This is a genomic window from Massilia sp. CF038, assembly GCF_900129765.1.
Lineage (GTDB): Bacteria > Pseudomonadota > Gammaproteobacteria > Burkholderiales > Burkholderiaceae_D > Telluria_A.
The window spans coordinates 1,985,990-2,004,097 of sequence record NZ_FQWU01000001.1 but is presented as its reverse complement, the minus strand read 5'-3'; the positions used below and the strand labels follow the sequence as shown (position 1 = coordinate 2,004,097).

The window sequence follows — 18,108 nt, the reverse complement described above, 5'->3', positions numbered from 1 at the left end:
ATGCGGTTCCGCCCCTTACCTCAAACGGCCCTGCCTCATGGATCAAATATTTGCCGCGCTGGCGTCCGCCCCGCGCCGAAAAATCCTCGCCTACCTGTCGGAAGCGGAATTGTCAGCGGGCGAAATTGCCGAACGTTTCGAGATGACCAAGCCATCGCTGTCGAAACACCTGAAGATTCTGGAGTCGGCCGGCCTGATTGCCAGCGACAAGCGTGGTCAGTTCGTGTTCTATCGTCTGCAATCGGACAACCTGGCCAACACGCTGGCCTCGTTCATGCAGGCGGTGTGTCCGGTGTCACAGGGACTCAAGCGGGAAAGCCGCACGCTGGCCGCGCGCAAAAAGTCGCAGCCGTAACCGAACTGGGGCAGCAGACGCTGCCCCGTGCACATCACGGTGCGAAGAACGTGACGGAGTACTGGAAGTTTTTCGCTTGGCCAGCGACGATCACATTGTTGATCTGTACGTTCAACTTGGTGTCCGACGGTCCGCGATCCCATTGCGTGGCTGCGGCAGTCAGCTTCCAGCTGAAGGTGTTGTCGCCATAGCCGTTGGGCAGCTGAGAAACACTGCCCAGTGCCAGTGACTGGTTCTTGTCATCGGTCATCGTCACTGTCGCCTTGCTGAAATCGGCGCCCGGCACCGAGAAGCTCCACGGATGGAGGGGATCGGCAACACGGTTGGTGCGCGGCACAAAACCAGGCGATGGCCAGGCCACGCCGTTGGTGGTCGCGCTCGGTGGTGCAGTGACTTCGTTGCCGAACACCCACAAATCATTGGCACGTGGCGTATCGCCGGTCCCGACTTGCCCAAGGCGGGAATACAGCACCCAGCGCCGGTGTCCCAGGCTCGGGGTGCCGGTGTCGGCCATGTAGGCGTGAATCGCACTCGGTCCGGAATTGCCCAGGGCGAGGTTCGAGCTGCCTGCAGCGGTCGCGCCATCGGCGGTGTAGCAAGCCCAGCTCGTTGGCGGCGAATGGCTCAGGCTGTTGTTCGCGTCCATCATCAGCGCGGCCTCCTGCGCTTTGAGCGAGTTGGCGGCATTGAGCGTCACATTGCCGGGCAAACCGGCGAGCAAACGGAAGTTGTTTACGGTACGCACCACGGCTGCCTTGTAGGCATCGGACGTCTTGCCTGCCGAGCAGCCGGATACGGCCCCGGTCCATTCGATCGGTACCGAGAACGCGGGCAGCATGGTGCTGTTGTAAAACAGCTGCACAGAGGCCCGGTCAGCGGTGTTCAGGACGCCAGCGGGCGTCGGGGTCGGTGTCGGGGTCGGCGTTGGCGTCGGTGCCGGCCCTGGCGCAGGGATAGCGCCGGCCGGCTTGTCGTCACCGCCGCTGCCACAAGCGGCCAGGGTGGCCACGGCCAGGGCCATTACTACATTGCGCACCAGTGCAGGGGCTGCATTCTTCGTCATGTTCTACCTTTGGAATTCAATCGTTGCAGACGGTTGCACGTGCTTCTTGCAACCCTGGAGCAAGCCCGCCTCGATCTGATGCCATCGACATGACGTTATGCCGGCCGTATTATCGCCCAGCAATGCCGCCTTTGCCAAACTATCTACCTTGCAGTATTAGAATGTAAATACTAATTAAAATAACGATAACATCGGCTAACAGCAGCGAATTCACTAGCGCCGCCCTGCCCGCGTCGCCACGTCCACCCACACCGCCAGCGTCAGAATCAAGCCTTTGACGATCATTTGCCAGTAACTGTCGACGTCCATCATGGACATGCCGTTGTCCAGGCTGGCCATGACCAGGGCGCCGATCAAGGCGCCGTAGACGGTGCCGTAACCGCCACGCATCGACGTGCCGCCGATAAAGCATGCGGCAATGACATCGAGTTCGCCCGAGGTGCCGGCCGACGGCGACCCGGCAGCCAGGCGCGCAGTATTGATCAAGCCAGCCAGCGCGCACATCAGTCCCATCAGCCCGAAAATCCACAGCTTCACGGCGCGCACATTCACACCGGACAAGCGCGTTGCCTCCATATTGCTGCCGACAGCGTAGATGCGGCGGCCAAACACCGTCTGCGACGCCAGATAACTGAAGATTCCCAGCAGAAGCAACAGCAACAGCACCGGCAGCGGGATTCCCTCATACGTATTGAGTGTGCGCACAAAAGCGAACAAGACGGCAGCAATGGCGGCCAGTTTCACGCCATCACGCCAGAGCGGCGGCACGGGCAAGCTGTGGCGCGCGAGGTTGCCGCGCTGACGCCAGGTCAGCCCGACTGCGAGGATGAACAGCACAATGCCCAGGCCGATTCCCAGGGACGGTGACAGATAACCCTGGCCCAGAAACACCATATTGTCCGACACCGGCGCCACCGTCGTGCCCCCGGTAATGCCCAGCACCACGCCACGATAGGCCAGCATGCCACCCAGCCCGACAATGAAAGAAGGAATACCCGCATACGCCACCAGCAAGCCATTGAACAGGCCCAGCACCAGGCCGCAGGCCAGCACCAGGAACACGATCAGCGGCAAGGGCAAATGGTGACTGACATCGAGCACGGCGGCAGCCCCGCCCAACAAACCAAGCAGCGAGCCAACCGACAAGTCGATCTCGCCGGCGATGATGACAAACACCATTCCGCACGCCAGAATGCCGGTGATCGCCATCTGCCGCATCAAGTTGGACAGGTTGCGCGCCGAGGTGAAACCGCCCTCGGTTTGCCAGCTGAAGAACAGCCAGATCAACGCAATGGCGCCCAGCAGCGCCAGGATTTTGTATTCAGTAAACAGCTGCTTGAATTTGACTTGGTTCATTGTGCAATTCTTGGGTAATCGATTCAATGCGCCAGCGCGGCCGCCAGCACGGTTTCCTGTGTCAGGCCGTCATTGATGAAGTCGCCTCGCAGCTTGCCCTCACCCATCACCAGCACCCGGTCAGAGATGCCCAGCACTTCGGCCAGTTCGGACGACACCATGATGATGGCCATGCCCTGCGTGGCCAGCTCGAACATCAGTTGGTAGATTTCGTATTTGGCACCCACGTCGACACCGCGCGTGGGTTCGTCCAGGATCAGCACCGCTGGCTGACTGAGCAGCATTTTCGACAGCACCACTTTTTGCTGATTCCCGCCCGACAGGCTGGTGATCGGCAAGAAGGGACTGGCCGCGCGCACCCCAAACCGGGTCATCTGCGCCTGCACGGTGGCCAGTTCCGCCTCGCTGTCGATCCGTCCCAGACGCGAAAACCTCTGGAGCACCGTGAGCGTCATGTTCTGCGCCAGCGTCAGATCCGGCACGATGCCGTGCTGCTTGCGCTCTTCCGGCACCAGCGCCAGCCCCGCGCGAATTGCCTGGTACGGCGTGCCCACATCGATCTGCTTGCCATGGAGCCAGACCTGCGCTTCCGAGCGCCCAGGATAAGCGCCAAACAGGGCCGACACCAGCTCGGTGCGCCCTGCCCCCACCAGTCCGGCAATGCCGACAATTTCGCCTTTACGCAGCGTGAAGGACACATTATCGACTCGCTTGCGCTGCGGCTTGTCGACGTCGTAACAGCTGACGTTGCGCGCCTCGAACAGCACCTCGCCCAGCGCCCGCGTCTGACGCGGGTACAACTGGTGCATTTCGCGCCCGACCATTTGCGTGATGATGCTTGCCACGTCCAGCTGCGCCATCGGCGTGGTGGCAATATGGCGTCCGTCGCGGATCACCGCCACCGTGTCGCAGATGGCTGCGACCTCTTCCAGCTTGTGCGAAATGTAGATGCAGGCGACGCCTCGTGCCTTGAGCGAGCGGACAATATCGAGCAGCACTGCGATCTCGGATGCGCTCAGCGACGCGGTCGGCTCGTCCAGGATCAGCAGACGCGCATTCTTGTTGAGCGCCTTGGCAATTTCGATCAGTTGCTGATGGCCGCCGCCATAGTGCAGGACCGGCAGCGCCACGTTCACGTCGGTGAGGCCAAGTTCGGCCAGCAGTGCGCTGGCGCGGCGGTGCATGGCCGGGTAATCCATGCGCCCGCCGGGCAAGGTCAGCTCATGCCCGAGAAACAGGTTTTCAGTCACGGACAAAGCCGGCACCAGCATCAGTTCCTGGTGAATGATGACAATCCCAGCGGCCTCGGTGGCGCGAATCGATGCTGCCTGCAGGGGTGTGCCGTCCCACAGGATCTCGCCGTCCCAGCTGCCGTGCGGGTACACGGCTGACAGCACCTTCATCAGGGTCGACTTGCCGGCGCCGTTTTCGCCGCACAGACCAAGGCATTCGCCCGGTCTGATCTTGATATCGATCCCGTCAAGCGCACGAACACCGCCGAACTGCTTGACGATGCCCTTCATTTCCAACAGGTAGTCGGACACCGGCTATTTACCCGCGATCTGGGCGCTGGTGTAAAACCCGTCGCTCACGAGCAGATTGATATTCGCCTTGGTCAGCATGGTCGGCTTGAGCAGCAGGGTGTCGACCTTCTTGAAGCCATTGTCATACTGGGCATTGAAGGCTGGCTTTTGGTTGCGCACCAGTTGCACCGACAGCTTGGCCGCTTCGCCTGCAAGCAGCTTGAGCGGCTTGTACACCGTCATGGCCTGGGTGCCCGCCAGCACCCGCCTGACCGCTGCCAGGTCGGCATCCTGACCGGAGACCGCCACTTTGCCGCTCAGCTTTTGCGCTGCCAGCGCCTGAATCGCACCACCTGCAATGGTGTCATTCGAGGCGACAATGGCGTCGATCTTGTTGCCGCTGGCGGTGAGCGCGTTCTCCACAATGGCCAGCGCTTCGGACGGGCTCCATTCCTTGACCCACTGCTTGCCAACGACCTTGATGTCGCCCTTGTCGATCAGGGGCTGCAGCACCGCCATCTGGCCTTCGCGCAAAATCTTGGCATTGTTGTCGGTCGGCGCACCGCCCAGCAGGTAGTAATTGCCCTTGGGCTGCACCTGCACCACACCCCTGGCCTGCATTTCGCCCACGGCCTTGTTGTCGAAGGAAATGTAAGCATCCAGGTCCGAATTCAGGGCCAGCCGGTCATACGAGACCACCTTGATCTTGGCCTTCTTGGCTTCCTTGATGGCGTTATTGAGCACAGTGGCGTTGTACGGCACCACGACCAGCACGTCCACACCGCGCGCGATCAGGTTCTCGATCTGCGCGATCTGTTTTTGTTCGCTGGCGTCAGCCGATTGCACGTACACCTTGGCACCCAGCTGCGTGGCGGCGGCGACGAAATAGTCGCGGTCACGCGCCCAGCGCTCGACCCGCAAATCATCAATGGAAAAACCGATCTTGGGATTGGTCGCGTCTGCCTGCGCCTGGGTGCTGCCCAGCAGCAGCATGGCGCCGATGACGGCACTGCGCACGATTTTTTGCATGAGGTCTCCGATTAGAATTGTTTGTAACTGCGCTACAGTGAGCGCTAACAAGGGCATAATATTGCCACAATTCTATCGGCGCGCAGGTTTTTTTACTACATCGAGACAGTGCCCCATCAAGGGCGGTCGAAGTCCTCAATGTTGACGTCCGCATCCGAGGTCGCTACCGGCACACCATTGCGGATCACGAGCGTGACGCCATTGTCCTCATCCCATTGGGCCCGGCAATCGAGCACGCACAGGCGGCTGGCGACTGCAGCCCGCTCGTCGATACGAAAACCCAGCCACTCGACTTTTTGTTCAACGCTGGCGCTGCCATTCTCCAAATAACAGGGATGACGCGGATCGTCCAGCGGAATAGGAATGAAGCGCTGTTTGCCGAACCGGTTTCTGAGGCGCCCAAGCAAACTGGCGGGTGCGCCGCTGTTGCTGCCGCCCTCTTCGCCAAAGCGCACATCCTGGCTGGTTTTCAACGCGTGCTCGCACAGCAGGCCGGTGATCTTGGCCCGTGCCGCGCTGTTCATGGAAAGGATGTCTGCGATGACTCTGGTTGAATAGTCGGAGATTGCCCCTGCCCCTTTCAATTCAATCTGCACCGGAAAATGGCGCTCAAAGGCAGGCACAAACAAATCGATCTGGCCGTACATGTCGGGCGCTTCACCCTGAAAGCGCACCAGCTTGCCGATCTCCTCGCTGGTAGGCAGCGTATGGCGGATGCGGGCCGCCCCCAGAATGCGCTTCAGTGCGCCCAGCAGACGGCTGAAATCGGCCCCTTTGAGTTCGTGCGCAATGCATGCCTCCTGCGCGCCAAGCAAGCGCGCGCCGTCTGCCGAGAACGCAAAGCGCAGCGTGTTGCGCCCCACGTCGACGGCGTCGATGGCGCCGTAGGCCAGCCGTGCATGACCGCATAACTCGGCGCTGAACCCGGTATTGCCGGCGGCGCCGTCAGGGTTGCCGCGCTTGAGAAGAAGGTATTTGCCCTCGCCCGAGGTACGTTCGAGCAGCGCGATGGTAAAAATGCCGTCGACCGGAGAGATCGATATCGCGTGGGCGGTGAAGGAGATGTGCACGATCTGCGTTGTCCGATGCCAGTGGGTCGATGTGGCTATGGCGCTGGCCCAACATCGCCCCGGCACGGGCGAACCCTGCGAGGGCCCTGCCGGCGCGAGGACGATGACGGCGCCCGCGACATTGTATTAAAGTTTCTACAATAGCTCGCAGGCTAACCGTCCTGACCGACTTCGTCAATGCAATAACGGCGACGCGCTGTTATTGCGGCGGGAATGCGTACTTCAGGTTGTACGTTCCGGTGCCCGAATACGACTTCACTTCAAAATAATAGTAGCCGGCCGTACCCGCATAATTGATCGATTCGGTCGAGGTGGGGCCGGTGCTGGAAGCCACCCTGGTCCAGGCACTGCCGGTCCACTTCAGCAGGAACAGCTCAAAGTCAGTGCCGGCCGCGCCAGTCAATTGGCCCGTGATGGTGCCGTTGCCCGCCGTGATATAGCCAGGCGTGGTGTTGGGCGCGTACACCGAGCTGCCGTTGTTCAGCGTGCCGCTCTGGCTTGGCCCGCCGGTGACTGGCGGCGCGTACTTGGCAAACACGGCTTTGACCAGGCGCTCGTTGACGGCGTGCCATGGGTAGCCCAGGGTGCGCATGCGCGAGTTTTCGGTCGGGCGGTATTTGCCGGACGTGCAGTACTGCGCGCCCTGGAAGGTACCCACCGTGCCATTCGGATAACTGCCTGCCGGGGTTGGCACCGGGGTACTGGCGGCAATCAGGTTGCCCCACTTGACGCTGCGCGACCAGACGCGCGACACGTCACCCTCGGTCGGCTCGCTGCTGGTGTTGCAGGTACCGTAGTCGTATTCATCGGCCAGCGCAAAAGCGGTGTGGCCAATTTCGTGCAGTGCCACTTCCACTGACGAGGCATGCATCGACAAGGTCGCCACCGCGCCGCCGGAACCACCGTAGCGGGTCGAGTTGGAGATGACGATCACCACATCGCGCTGGTCTGGCGCCAGCACCGAGCCGACAATATTGAGTACCTTGGTATTGTTCACGCACAGCAGGCGTTCGATGTTGTAGCAGTAGAAGTTGCCATCCATGGCGGTATCGCGATAAATGCCGCGGTCCGGCTCATCCACGCCCGACTGGTTACTGGCCACGTCCACCCGGCGCACGTTCATGCTGCCCCGGTTGGCGGCAAACAGCGGATCGGCCATGAAGCCGTCAATCACTTTTTTCGCGTCAGCGGCCCACTTGCCCATTTCAGCTGCCGTGTAGCCATCGCCCACGAACACATAATCCATTTTGGTCTTGGCCGGACCCGATTCGATGATGGTCGTGGCGGTGGCAGCGGCGGCCAGTGCGGTTGCCATGCCCTGGCTGCGCGCCAGCTTGCCGGCGCCCACCAGCTTGTCGAGGGTGGCGCGGTCGAAACTGGCCGCCGGGCCTGCCGCCGCCATGGTGCGCACGTTGCCACTGGCTGGCTTGGCTGGCAAGACCTCGACACTGGCCACCGCCTTGTCGAACGGCAGCGAGACTTCAAACGCGCCTTCGGCTTGCTTGACGGTCTGCGCCAGATCGACCTTCCCGGTCTTGGGATTGAATACTTCCACGTGACGCTGCTGCATGTTTTGCACAGCGACTTCGTGCAAGATCACGCCCTGGGCATTTTTTGCCACCACACGCCAGTGCTGACCTTCGGCGCGGGCCGGCAAATTGGGCGTCACGCCAAAGGCGCCCACTTCGGCGCGCACCGGCGTAAAGCTGGTGCCACTGCGGCCATCGTTGAAATTCACGCGCAGCGAAATGTTTTCCGCCTGCGCCAGGCCCGCTTGCCCTGCCAGCCCCAGGAACAGCAGTGCCCACATTGGATGTACCTTCATAGAGTCTCCTTGTTTGACTTTATTGATATAGAACAAAGATTGTCTTTTTTATCCGATTCGGGTGCGCTGCATTTCCTGCTCAAGTTGAACAAAACGGCTTTTGTGCATACAAAGCGTTGTATAAAGCGATCAATTGTGAGCGCGACGCTGATGACGGAAGGTCGTGGGCGACATGCCGTACTGGTTCGAAAACGCGCGCGAGAAATGGCTGGCGTCGGCAAAGCCGCACTGACCGGCAATATCGACAATGCGCGCATCGTCCGACAGCAAGGCCGCGCACGCACGTTCCAGGCGCTGCTTCATCATGTACTGGTGCGGAGGCAAGCCGACAGCACGCCGGAATTCGCGTGAAAAATGCGCCTCGCTCATCCCGCACATCTCTGCCAGCTCGGCATTGGGCAGCGATTCGGCACTGCTCTCGGCTATGTACTTGAGCACACGGCGCAAGCGCACCCCGGCCAGGCCACTCAACTGAATCTGGTCTGCGGGTTTGCTGTGGTGTTCCAGCAGATAGCACACCAGAGTGGTCATCAAGCCGTCGCAGGCTTCACGTGCCAGCGCCCCCGCCATCGACTGCGCGTCCAGCATCTTGTGGACCAGGTCGACGACCATGCGGTCCTGCACGAAGGTTTGCGCACCCAGCGTTGGGGTCGGCGTCGGCAGGTCGCCGCGCAACAAGGCCAGTTGATCAACCAGCTCGATGGGAATGAAGATGTTGACGATGTCGCAGCTGCTCAGGCGGCTCCACTGCCCTTGTTCGCTGGGCGGGCAAATCCGGAAGCGGTGGGCGGGAATCATGCCGCCCCACACCGGCCGGCGGTCGACCCAGATGCGCGCCTCCAGCGGTTCGAGCATCAGCGACAGCCGGTAGGAACCTGGGTGCGGGCTGACGGTGCGAATGGCGTGGTCGGGCTGGTCATCAGACCAGCGCCCGAAGGCCGCTTTCGACCGCGGCAAAGGCCCCATACAACTATCGACCAAATCGGCCACGCCGCTGGCCGCAAACCAGTGGCGCAAATCTTCTATGCTTTCAATCATGGCATTCTCGTTTTCCAACTATGCACGCTGCATGGTGTTGAGGCGATGCTGCCACTGATTGTAAGGGTTTTCTGTATGTATTTACCAACCTTGTCTGAATAGTTAAGCACAATCGAACAGGTTAGCGCTATCAAACCGAACCAGTGAGAAGGCCGCGACAGCCTGCATGCCTTCGTCAACGGATTTTCCTCTTTGAACCAAGCGCCTTACGCCGCCGCAACCGTTTGGCGTTGACGCGTCACGCCATCTCGAAATCCTCAATACCGCTCAGCTTGCATGGAGAAGCATGGAAGGGGCATCCAGTTGGGTTAGCACATCGCCCTCGCGAAGGCGGGGGCCCATAGCATGTCCCCGGATGCAGTAACGTGGCATGGGCCCCCGCCTTCGCGAGGGCGATGTAGCTGGAACTTCACTAGTTTCTACCGCCAGACCAGCACTTATAAGAAGAAACTGTTTTCCATCGGGCCATTCTCGACAGATTTTCTCACCCATCCTCGCAGGAGCGAAAGATGTTATCTCATAAATCAACCGACCCCTTGGCCGCCACAGGCGCCCTTCTCTCATTGCTAATGCTCGCGGGATGCGGGGCGGGTGTCGACGTCCCCGCGCCAGCGCAACAGGCCAGTACCGAATATGCTGCCGCCTCGGATACGTCAGAGACAGGCGTCAGTTCTGCCGGGCCCGCGCCCACCGCGATCGAAACGATCCAGCTGGCGCCCGTGTACACGCCGCTGATTGCGGCGACCATCAACGCGACGCCATATTGGCCAGTGTGGTTCGGCACCGGCAAGCCGGTCGATGGTGTGAACTGTCTTGTCAACGGCAACTATCACAAGCACGCGCTGATTTCGATCTACAAGAACGGCAAGCGCTTGGGATTTCCTGACGGGATAGGCCGCGTGCACGCCGGCTGCTATCACGCCTACGAAATGCACACCCACGACGTGACTGGCATCATTCATATGGAAGCTGATGTGCCCAAGCAGTTCAAGCTGGGGCAGTGGTTCTCGCTGTGGCAGCAGCCGCTATCGCGCAATGGCGCGGCCGGGCTGGCCGGACCAGTGCGCTTTTATATCATTGAGAATGGCAGCATCAAGCGCTATGACGGCGACCCGGTGCAAATCCCCTTGTTGCCCCATCGGGAAGTGCTGATCATCAGCGGTACCACCATGACGACGGTGCCCAAGTACCAATGGCCGCCAGGGGTGTGAAGCCCCGAAGGCGGCAAGCCAACTGCTATTAAGGCTCGGACATGGCCGGCGCCGTCGCATGCACGGCAGCCGGCGCACGCCGCAAACTGGCAATATCACGCAGCGGCGGCGCCCCGAACAGGCGGTGATATTCGCGCCCGAACTGGGACGGGCTTTCATAACCGACCCGGAATGCGGCCGTGGCCGCATCCAGATGCTCGGTCAGCATCAGCCGGCGCGCATCATGCAAGCGTAGCCACTTTTGAAATTGCAGCGGGCTCATTGCCGTCAACGCGCGGAAATGATGGTGGAAGGTCGAGGTGCTCATCTGCACCGAAGCGGCCAGCTCGTCCACCCGCAAGGGCTCGGTGGCATGCGCCTTGAGCCAGTCGATGGCGCGCGCAATGCGCTGGCCCTGGCTTCCCAGCGAGGCAATCTGCCACAGTCGCGTGCCCTGCTCGCTCACCATCAGGCGGTACAAGATTTCACGTTGAATCAAGGGCGCCAGCACGTCAATTTCTTCCGGCGCATCGAGCAGGTCCAGCAGGCGCTGAAATGCCTGGAACAGCGGCAAGGTCGCCTGGCCCACCGTCATGCCGCGCCCGGTTGGTTCGCTGCGCGGCGGACGCAGCTTGCCTTCGACAATCAATTCCGTCATCACGCGCTGGTCCAGCCGCATCGACAGCGACAGGAAGGGCCGCGCCGGATCGGCTTCGATGATTTCGCCAATGGCGGGCAAGTCGACCGAGGTGATCAGGAGTTCGCCGGCGTCGTACAAAAACGTATCCTCGCCCAGTAGCACGCGCTTGCGGCCACGCACAATCAAAGTGACGCTCGGGTCGTACATGCAGCTGATGGGTTCCGACGGCGCCGTGCGCTGGAATAGCTTGAGCCCGGGAATGGGGCCGCTCCAGGGATCCTGATCGGGACCGGCCCAGCGCGCCACGCTGGCTGCCAGGCTGGCGCGCGCCTGCTCCAGGCGGGCAAGTTGCTGTGCGTTTGCGTCCATCTGATTCATCGTCGTCCTCCGGTTCCTCTTGCCCATATGTTACCTCGGCGCACGCCCGGACTGTCCTGTTCGGCCCGCCAGTCAGAGAATTAGGCAAGAAATCCGTTGCTTTGGACTATCGCCCTAGATCATTCCACCATGACAATAGTTCACCTTCCCCACGCCGATTGGACCCGTCCCATGATCACTCTCAATATCAACGGCAAGGCCACCCGCGCCGACGCCGAACCCGATACACCGCTGCTGTGGGTGCTGCGCGATACCTTGCAGATGACTGGCACCAAGTTCGGCTGCGGCATGGGCTTGTGCGGCGCCTGCACCGTCCAGCTCAACGGCGAAGCAATCCGCTCCTGCAGCACGCCCGTGTCCGCTGCCGTGGGCAAGAAGATCGTCACCATTGAAGGTGCGGCCACCGACAAGGTTGGCAAAGCAGTCCAGGATGCCTGGCAAAAGCTCGACGTAGTCCAGTGCGGCTACTGCCAGTCGGGCCAGATCATGAGCGCCAAGGCGCTGCTGGCCCGCAACCGCAAGCCCAGCGACCAGGATATTGACGAGGCCATGGGCGGCAACATCTGCCGCTGCGCCACTTACGTGCGCATTCGCGCCGCCATCCACGAAGCGGCAAAAACGCTTGCCTGAGCCAGGGGACACCATGACCACCACACGTATTGAAAACGAAAGCCGGCGCAGTTTCCTGCAGGGCGCCGCTGGCCTGACGCTGGCCATTTACCTGCCATCGGTGGCCGCTGCCGCCGCCAAAAGCGCACCCCAGGCCGCGCCCTTCGAGCCCAACGCCTTCCTGCGCATTGGCGAAGATGGCGTAGTGACCGTCATTTCCAAGCACCTGGAAATGGGCCAGGGCACCTACACCGGCCTGGCCACGATCGTCGCCGAAGAACTCGACGCTGACTGGTCCAAAGTGAAGGTCGAAGCTGCGCCGGCCGACGCCAAACGCTACAACAACCTGTCCTGGGGCCCGATGCAAGGCACCGGTGGCAGCAGCGCCATGGCCAACTCGTGGGAGCAGCTGCGCAAGGCTGGCGCGTCGGCGCGGGCCATGCTGGTTGCCGCCGCCGCTCAGGAATGGAAAGTCGCGCCAGCGGAGATCACTGTCGCCAACGGCGTCGTGGCACACAAGGGCTCCGGCAAGAGCGCCACCTTTGGCCAGCTGGCCCGCGCGGCCAGCACGCAGACGGTGCCGGCCGACGTCAAACTCAAAAACGCCGCCGACTTCAAGCTGATCGGGCGTCACGCACCGCGCAAGGACAGCGTCGACAAGACCACCGGCAAAGCGGTGTTCACCCAGGACATCCACGTACCGGGCATGCTCACCGCCGTGGTGGCGCATGCGCCGCGCTTTGGCGGCAAGGTCAAGTCCTTCGATGCAGCCAAGGCCAAGGCTGTCAAGGGCGTGGTCAGCGTGGTGCAGATTCCAACCGGCGTCGCGGTGCTGGCCAAGGATACCTGGAGCGCCAAGAAAGGCCGTGATGCCTTGACCGTGGAATGGGACGAAAGCGCGGCCTTCACGCGCAGCTCCGACCAGGTTATGGCGCAATACCAGGAACTGGCCAAGAAGCCTGGCCTGCCTGCCCCTGGCGGCAAGGGCGATCCGGAACAAGCCATTGCTGGCGCGGCGCGCAGCTTCGATGTGTCCTACGACTTCCCCTACCTGGCGCACGCCGCGATGGAACCGCTCAATTGCGTGATCAAGCTGGGCAAGGATAGCTGTGAAGTCTGGAATGGCGAACAGATGCACACGCTCGACCAGGCCAACGTGGCTGGCGTGTTCGGTCTCAAGCCGGAACAGGTGACGATCCATACCTTGTATGCGGGTGGCAGTTTTGGCCGCCGCGCCAACAAGGAATCGGACTATGTGCTGGAAGCGGCCAACATCGTCAAGGCGATCAAGGGCAGCGCGCCGGTCAAGCTGGTCTGGCTGCGCGAGGATGACATGCGCGCCGGTTATTACCGCCCGATGTTCCACCACCGGATTATGGCAGGGCTCGATAGTGAGGGCCGGCTGGTCGGCTGGCGGCATCGCCTGGTCGGTCAATCGATCATGGCCGGTTCGCCGTTTGCCGCCTTCGTCAAGGATGGCATCGACGGCACCTCGGTTGAAGGCGCAAGCAACCTGCCCTACGCCATTCCCAACATGCGGGTCGATCTGCATACCCCAACCGATGTGGGCGTGCCGGTCCTGTGGTGGCGCGCGGTAGGCTCGACCCACACTGCGTTTTCCACCGAATGCTTCATGGACGAACTGGCCCAGGCAGCCGGCAAGGACCCGGTGGCGTGGCGTCTGACGATGCTGGAACACCATCCGCGCCATGCGGGCGTGCTCAAACTGGCGGCCGAAAAAGCGGGTTGGGGAACGCCGGTTGCGGCAGCCAAAAAGGGCGAGCGGCGCGGTCGTGGCATCGCCGTGCACGAAGCCTTTAACACCTTCGTGGCGCAAGTGGCCGAGGTGACAGTCAAGGACGACGGCAGCTTCCGCGTGGACCGGGTGGTTTGCGCGGTCGACTGCGGCACCGCCATCAATCCGGATGTGATCAAGGCGCAGGTGGAAAGCTCGGTCGGGTTCGCGCTGTCAGCGGCCATGAATGGGGCAATCACCCTCACCGACGGCAAGGTGGACCAGTCCAACTTCCATGATTACCAGCCAATCCGGATTGCCGACATGCCGCGCGTGGAGGTGCACATTGTGCCGTCCAACGCCAACCCGACCGGGATTGGCGAGCCAGGTGTGCCGCCGCTGGCGCCCGCGGTCGCCAATGCGATTGCCGCGGCAACCGGCAAGCGGATTCGCAAGCTGCCAATCAGTACCGAGGCCCTGAAAGCCTGAGGCACCACCACCACATCGCCCTCGCGCAGGACTAGCACATAAACCACATCGCCCTCGCGAAGGCGGGGGCCCATACCATGTTTCCGACTTCGGACACGCGGTATAGGCCCCCGCCTGCGCGAGGGCGACGGTTGCTTTGCCGAGAGCCAGGCCCCGCATACCCCTACATCGCCCCCGCCTGCGCGAGGGCGACGGTTGCTTTGCCGGGAGCCAGGCCCCGCATACACCTACATCGCCCCCGCCTTCGCGAGGTCCACGGTTGCTTTGCCGAGAGCCAGGCCCCGCATACCCCTACATCGCCCCCGCCTTCGCGAGGGCGACGGTTGCTTTGCCGAGAGCCAGGCCCCGCATACACCTACATCGCCCCCGCCTTCGCGAGGGCGACGGTTGCTTTGCCGGGAGCCAGGCCCCGCATACACCTACATCGCCCTCGCGGAGGCGGGGGCCCATACCATGTTTCCGACTCCGGACACGCGGTATAGGCCCCCGCCTGCGCGAGGGCGATGCTTATTTAGCCGTTGTCTGGTACGCGGCCAGGAACTCCGGCGGCATCCTGCGTGCCCGCCCGGTACTCATTTCAATACACACCAGATCCCACCGCCCACGCAGCACAGTAGCCTGATCGCTCTGCCTGACCAGCTGAAAACGCCGTTCCATCACCAGCTTGCCGTCGCCGCCCACCAGCCAGGTGGCCAGTGTCAGCTGCTCGCCTGCAAACGTCGGCAGTAGATAGTCATACTCGCCGCGCCGGATCGCCATCGCACGGTCGAGACGGCGGTAATCCTCAATGCCCAACCCCAGCTGCTGCGAATGCGCCCAGCCAATCTGCTCGCACCACTGCACATAAACCGCGTTGTTGGTGTGATTGAGACCGTCGATATCCTCGGCCTTCGGCACGAGTGTCAGTAAAAACGGATGCGGATAATCCCAGGTCAAGTTCGCTCCTCGCGCTGTCATTGGCCGCTAGTGTATCAGCGCGAATGCAACAGAATGAAATTGAGTTTTGACATACTCATGAGTAAAGTGCAACATTGACGAAAAATATAATTCCCTCAGACCCTCGGAGCCGCCACCCATGATCAAGCATCACCGGAAGCATCGCACGCCCAATCTCACCCTCAAGCACATCGCCCTCGCGGCCGCCCTCGCCGCCCATGCCGGCGCCTGGGCGCAGACGGCCGAGGCGCCCATGGCCCGGGTCGAGATCACCGGCTCCGCCATCAAGCAGATCGAGTCCGAAACGCCGTTGCCAGTCCAGGTGATCACGCGCGACCAGATTGACAAGGCAGGCGTCACCACCGCGGCCGAACTGATGTCGCGCATCTCGGCCAACAGCGGCGGCCTGACCGACGGCGCCAGCATCAATGTGGGCGGCGACCAGCGCGGCTTCAACAGCGCCAACCTGCGCGGCATCGGCACCTCGTCCACGCTGGTGCTGCTCAATGGCCGGCGCATGGCCAACTTTGCCTCGCCAGGCGACGATACCGGCGTTGACCTGAACAACATCCCGGCAGCCGCCCTGGCGCGCGTGGAAGTGCTGCTCGATGGGGCTTCTGCCTTGTACGGAACAGACGCGATTGGCGGCGTCATCAACTTCATCACCCGCAAGGATTTTCGCGGCGCCGAGATCAATGCCTACGGTCTGAAAACGAAGGAAGGCGGCGCCGGCAAGCGCGCCGTCACGCTGAGCCTGGGCACAGGAGAACTCGAAAAAGACGGCTTTAATGTGTTTGCGGTGGCGGACGTGCAGCACACCGACCGCTTGTCGACCAACCAGCGCAGCTTTATCGGCGAGCTGAAAATTCCGCAGCGCCTCGGCCACCTGCTGTCGGGCTTTACCAGCCCCGCCAATATCCGCCTGACGTCGGCCCAGCGCGACCACTTGCAGGAAAACGGCTTCCTGCTGAACGGCCAGCCGATCACCAACCGGACCATCAACCTGTCGATTCCAAACTGCGCGCCGCCCGCCAATCTGTATCTGCCGGAAGGTACCGGCGGGGTTGACGCCTGCACCTATGACTACATGGGCGACACCGAACTGTATCCCGAGTCGAACAAGCAAAACCTGCTGACCCGTGGCGTGCTCAAACTGGGCGAGAATGCACAGGCGTATGCCGAAGTGGCGCTGAGCCGCTCGCGCACCAATTACGTCGGGTCGGCTGCGCGCGTGACTGGCTATATCGACTACCGCAAAATTCCGGCGCTGGCCGATACCGGTCTGGACGAACTCGATGATGACATCCCGGGCGAGGTCGAATTGCGTATGCGTTTGAACGAAGCCGGAAGGCGCACCAGCGAACTGACCAGTGAAAGCCAGCGCTTCGTCGTCGGCGTCAACGGCACTGCGGGTGGCTGGGACTACGACGTTGGCTACAACCACAGCGTCAACACCGTCAAGGACAAGGACACGCATGGCTATGTGCTCTACAACGAGCTACTGGAAGGCATTGCCAGCGGCTTGATCAATCCATTCGGCCCGTCAGGCGCAGCTGGCGTCAGTCTGCTCAACAGCATTCAAGTCAACGATGTGGTGCGCCGCGCGCGCGGCACCATGGATTCGATTGACTTCAAGGCTACACGCTCGCTGATGGCGCTGGGCGGCGGCGATCTGGGTGTCGCGTTTGGCGGCGAAATACGGCGCGAACGTACTTCGTTCACGCCGTCCGAGCTGCTCATGAGCGACAACATCAACAACGACGCCGCACCGGAAGGCGGCAAAGCCACCAGCGACAGCCGCAAGGTGCAGGCTGTGTTCGGCGAGCTGCTGGCACCCTTCAGCAAAGAGTGGCAAGGCCAGCTCTCCGCGCGCTACGACCATTACCAGCAGGTTGGCGGCGCCTTGAGCCCGAAAGTAGGCCTGGCCTGGACCCCGAACAAATCGCTGATGCTGCGTGCGTCGGCTGGCAAGGGCTTCCGCGCGCCGTCGATGTCGGACCTGTACCGCCCAACCGTGTACAGCTCCACCGCCACCCTGCCCGACCCGGTGTATTGCGCCACCGTCGACAACAACTATTCCGATTGCGCCGACAACTGGGATACGCGCCGCTACAGCAATGTCAACCTGAAGCCGGAACGCAGCCAGCAGTACTCCGCCGGCATCGTGATCGAACCATCGAAGCACTGGAACGCCAGCCTCGATTACTGGCACATCAAGCGCACCGAGTTGATCAGCGAAATCGGCGACGACATCATCCTCGGCAACCTGGCCAAATACGGTAACCTGGTCCATCGCGACGAAGACGACTTGATCGACTACATCGAGCTGCACAAGGAAAACCGCGGCGCGCAGGTGGCGAGCGGCTTCGATCTGGTGATCGACCTGCACCGCATTGATACCGCCTTTGGCCGCTTTGGCGCGCGCCTGAACGGCACCTATGTGCTGGACTCGAAAATTCAGACCAGCCCTGGCGACGCCTACATCAGCAATCTGGGCAAGTTCGTCACCGACAGCGTGGTGCAGCGCTGGCGCCACACCGTGACCATGGACTGGGAACAGGGCGACTGGGCGGCCAGCGTGTCGAACACCTTCTCTTCGTCATACGATGACCAGAACTCGGCCATCAACGTTGATAGCGGTACCGTGGTGGAAGCAAACCGGGTCAAGGCTTACTCCTTGTGGGATGCGTCGATGGCGTATTCGGTCACGAAAGGCCTGAAGCTGCGTGCCGGCGTACAGAACCTGTTCGACAAGGCCCCGCCGTACTCGAACCAGGCTTACTACTTCCTGTCCGGCTACGACCCGACCTACGCCGATGTACGCGGCCGGCGCTTTTACGCCAGCCTGAATTACGCCTTCAAGTAAGCGGCA

At 61.8% G+C, this 18,108-nt stretch carries 14 protein-coding genes; 5 read left to right on the top strand and 9 right to left on the bottom strand.

Translation table 11 applies throughout. The features are described 5' to 3' along the window. Positions 1-37 precede the first annotated feature (37 nt). Positions 38-355 carry a metalloregulator ArsR/SmtB family transcription factor gene (locus BUC24_RS09140; RefSeq protein ID WP_073214049.1) on the top strand — a complete coding sequence of 106 codons (318 nt, stop codon included), beginning with the start codon at positions 38-40 and terminating at the stop codon, positions 353-355. A gap of 34 nt (positions 356-389) precedes the next feature. On the opposite strand, the gene BUC24_RS09135 is transcribed toward BUC24_RS09140, so the two are convergent. From BUC24_RS09135 to BUC24_RS09105, 7 genes are all read right to left on the bottom strand, one after another. Then, on the bottom strand, positions 390-1,418 hold the full coding sequence (locus tag BUC24_RS09135) for a CAP domain-containing protein (protein WP_073214046.1): 1,029 nt from the start codon (positions 1,416-1,418) through the stop codon (positions 390-392). A gap of 213 nt (positions 1,419-1,631) precedes the next feature. Next, entirely contained in the window at positions 1,632-2,774 is a 1,143-nt protein-coding gene (locus tag BUC24_RS09130) for a sugar ABC transporter permease (RefSeq protein ID WP_073214043.1), read from the bottom strand. 23 nt (positions 2,775-2,797) lie between these two features. Beyond that, complete coding sequence (gene xylG, locus BUC24_RS09125; RefSeq protein WP_073214040.1) at positions 2,798-4,318, bottom strand: D-xylose ABC transporter ATP-binding protein; 1,521 nt, start codon at positions 4,316-4,318, stop codon at positions 2,798-2,800. 3 nt (positions 4,319-4,321) lie between these two features. Then, positions 4,322-5,326 (bottom strand): D-xylose ABC transporter substrate-binding protein, encoded by a 1,005-nt coding sequence (gene xylF, locus BUC24_RS09120; RefSeq protein WP_073214038.1) that lies wholly within the window; start codon positions 5,324-5,326, stop codon positions 4,322-4,324. Between the two features lie 116 nt (positions 5,327-5,442). Then, on the bottom strand, positions 5,443-6,396 hold the full coding sequence (locus BUC24_RS09115) for a hypothetical protein (RefSeq protein WP_073214035.1): 954 nt from the start codon (positions 6,394-6,396) through the stop codon (positions 5,443-5,445). 199 nt (positions 6,397-6,595) lie between these two features. Beyond that, positions 6,596-8,221 (bottom strand): M64 family metallopeptidase, encoded by a 1,626-nt coding sequence (locus BUC24_RS09110; RefSeq protein WP_073214032.1) that lies wholly within the window; start codon positions 8,219-8,221, stop codon positions 6,596-6,598. Positions 8,222-8,350: 129 nt separating this feature from the next. Continuing rightward, a complete protein-coding gene (locus BUC24_RS09105) occupies positions 8,351-9,259 on the bottom strand; it encodes an AraC family transcriptional regulator (RefSeq protein WP_073214030.1) in 909 nt (302 codons plus the stop codon). A gap of 509 nt (positions 9,260-9,768) precedes the next feature. Between BUC24_RS09105 and BUC24_RS09100 the strand changes: the two genes are divergently transcribed. After that, complete coding sequence (locus BUC24_RS09100; RefSeq protein WP_143167436.1) at positions 9,769-10,470, top strand: hypothetical protein; 702 nt, start codon at positions 9,769-9,771, stop codon at positions 10,468-10,470. A gap of 28 nt (positions 10,471-10,498) precedes the next feature. On the opposite strand, the gene BUC24_RS09095 is transcribed toward BUC24_RS09100, so the two are convergent. Then, positions 10,499-11,467 carry an AraC family transcriptional regulator gene (locus BUC24_RS09095; RefSeq protein ID WP_229448114.1) on the bottom strand — a complete coding sequence of 323 codons (969 nt, stop codon included), beginning with the start codon at positions 11,465-11,467 and terminating at the stop codon, positions 10,499-10,501. A gap of 171 nt (positions 11,468-11,638) precedes the next feature. Between BUC24_RS09095 and BUC24_RS09090 the strand changes: the two genes are divergently transcribed. Then, positions 11,639-12,097: a (2Fe-2S)-binding protein gene (locus tag BUC24_RS09090; RefSeq protein ID WP_073214021.1), complete on the top strand. Its 459-nt coding sequence runs from the start codon at positions 11,639-11,641 to the stop codon at positions 12,095-12,097. Between the two features lie 13 nt (positions 12,098-12,110). After that, on the top strand, positions 12,111-14,300 hold the full coding sequence (locus BUC24_RS09085; RefSeq protein ID WP_073214018.1) for a xanthine dehydrogenase family protein molybdopterin-binding subunit: 2,190 nt from the start codon (positions 12,111-12,113) through the stop codon (positions 14,298-14,300). A 507-nt stretch (positions 14,301-14,807) separates the two neighbouring features. Here the strand turns inward: BUC24_RS09085 and BUC24_RS09080 are convergent. Next, on the bottom strand, positions 14,808-15,236 hold the full coding sequence (locus tag BUC24_RS09080) for an acyl-CoA thioesterase (RefSeq protein ID WP_218606486.1): 429 nt from the start codon (positions 15,234-15,236) through the stop codon (positions 14,808-14,810). Positions 15,237-15,375: 139 nt separating this feature from the next. Between BUC24_RS09080 and BUC24_RS09075 the strand changes: the two genes are divergently transcribed. After that, on the top strand, positions 15,376-18,102 hold the full coding sequence (locus tag BUC24_RS09075) for a TonB-dependent receptor (protein WP_073214012.1): 2,727 nt from the start codon (positions 15,376-15,378) through the stop codon (positions 18,100-18,102). Positions 18,103-18,108 lie beyond the last annotated feature (6 nt).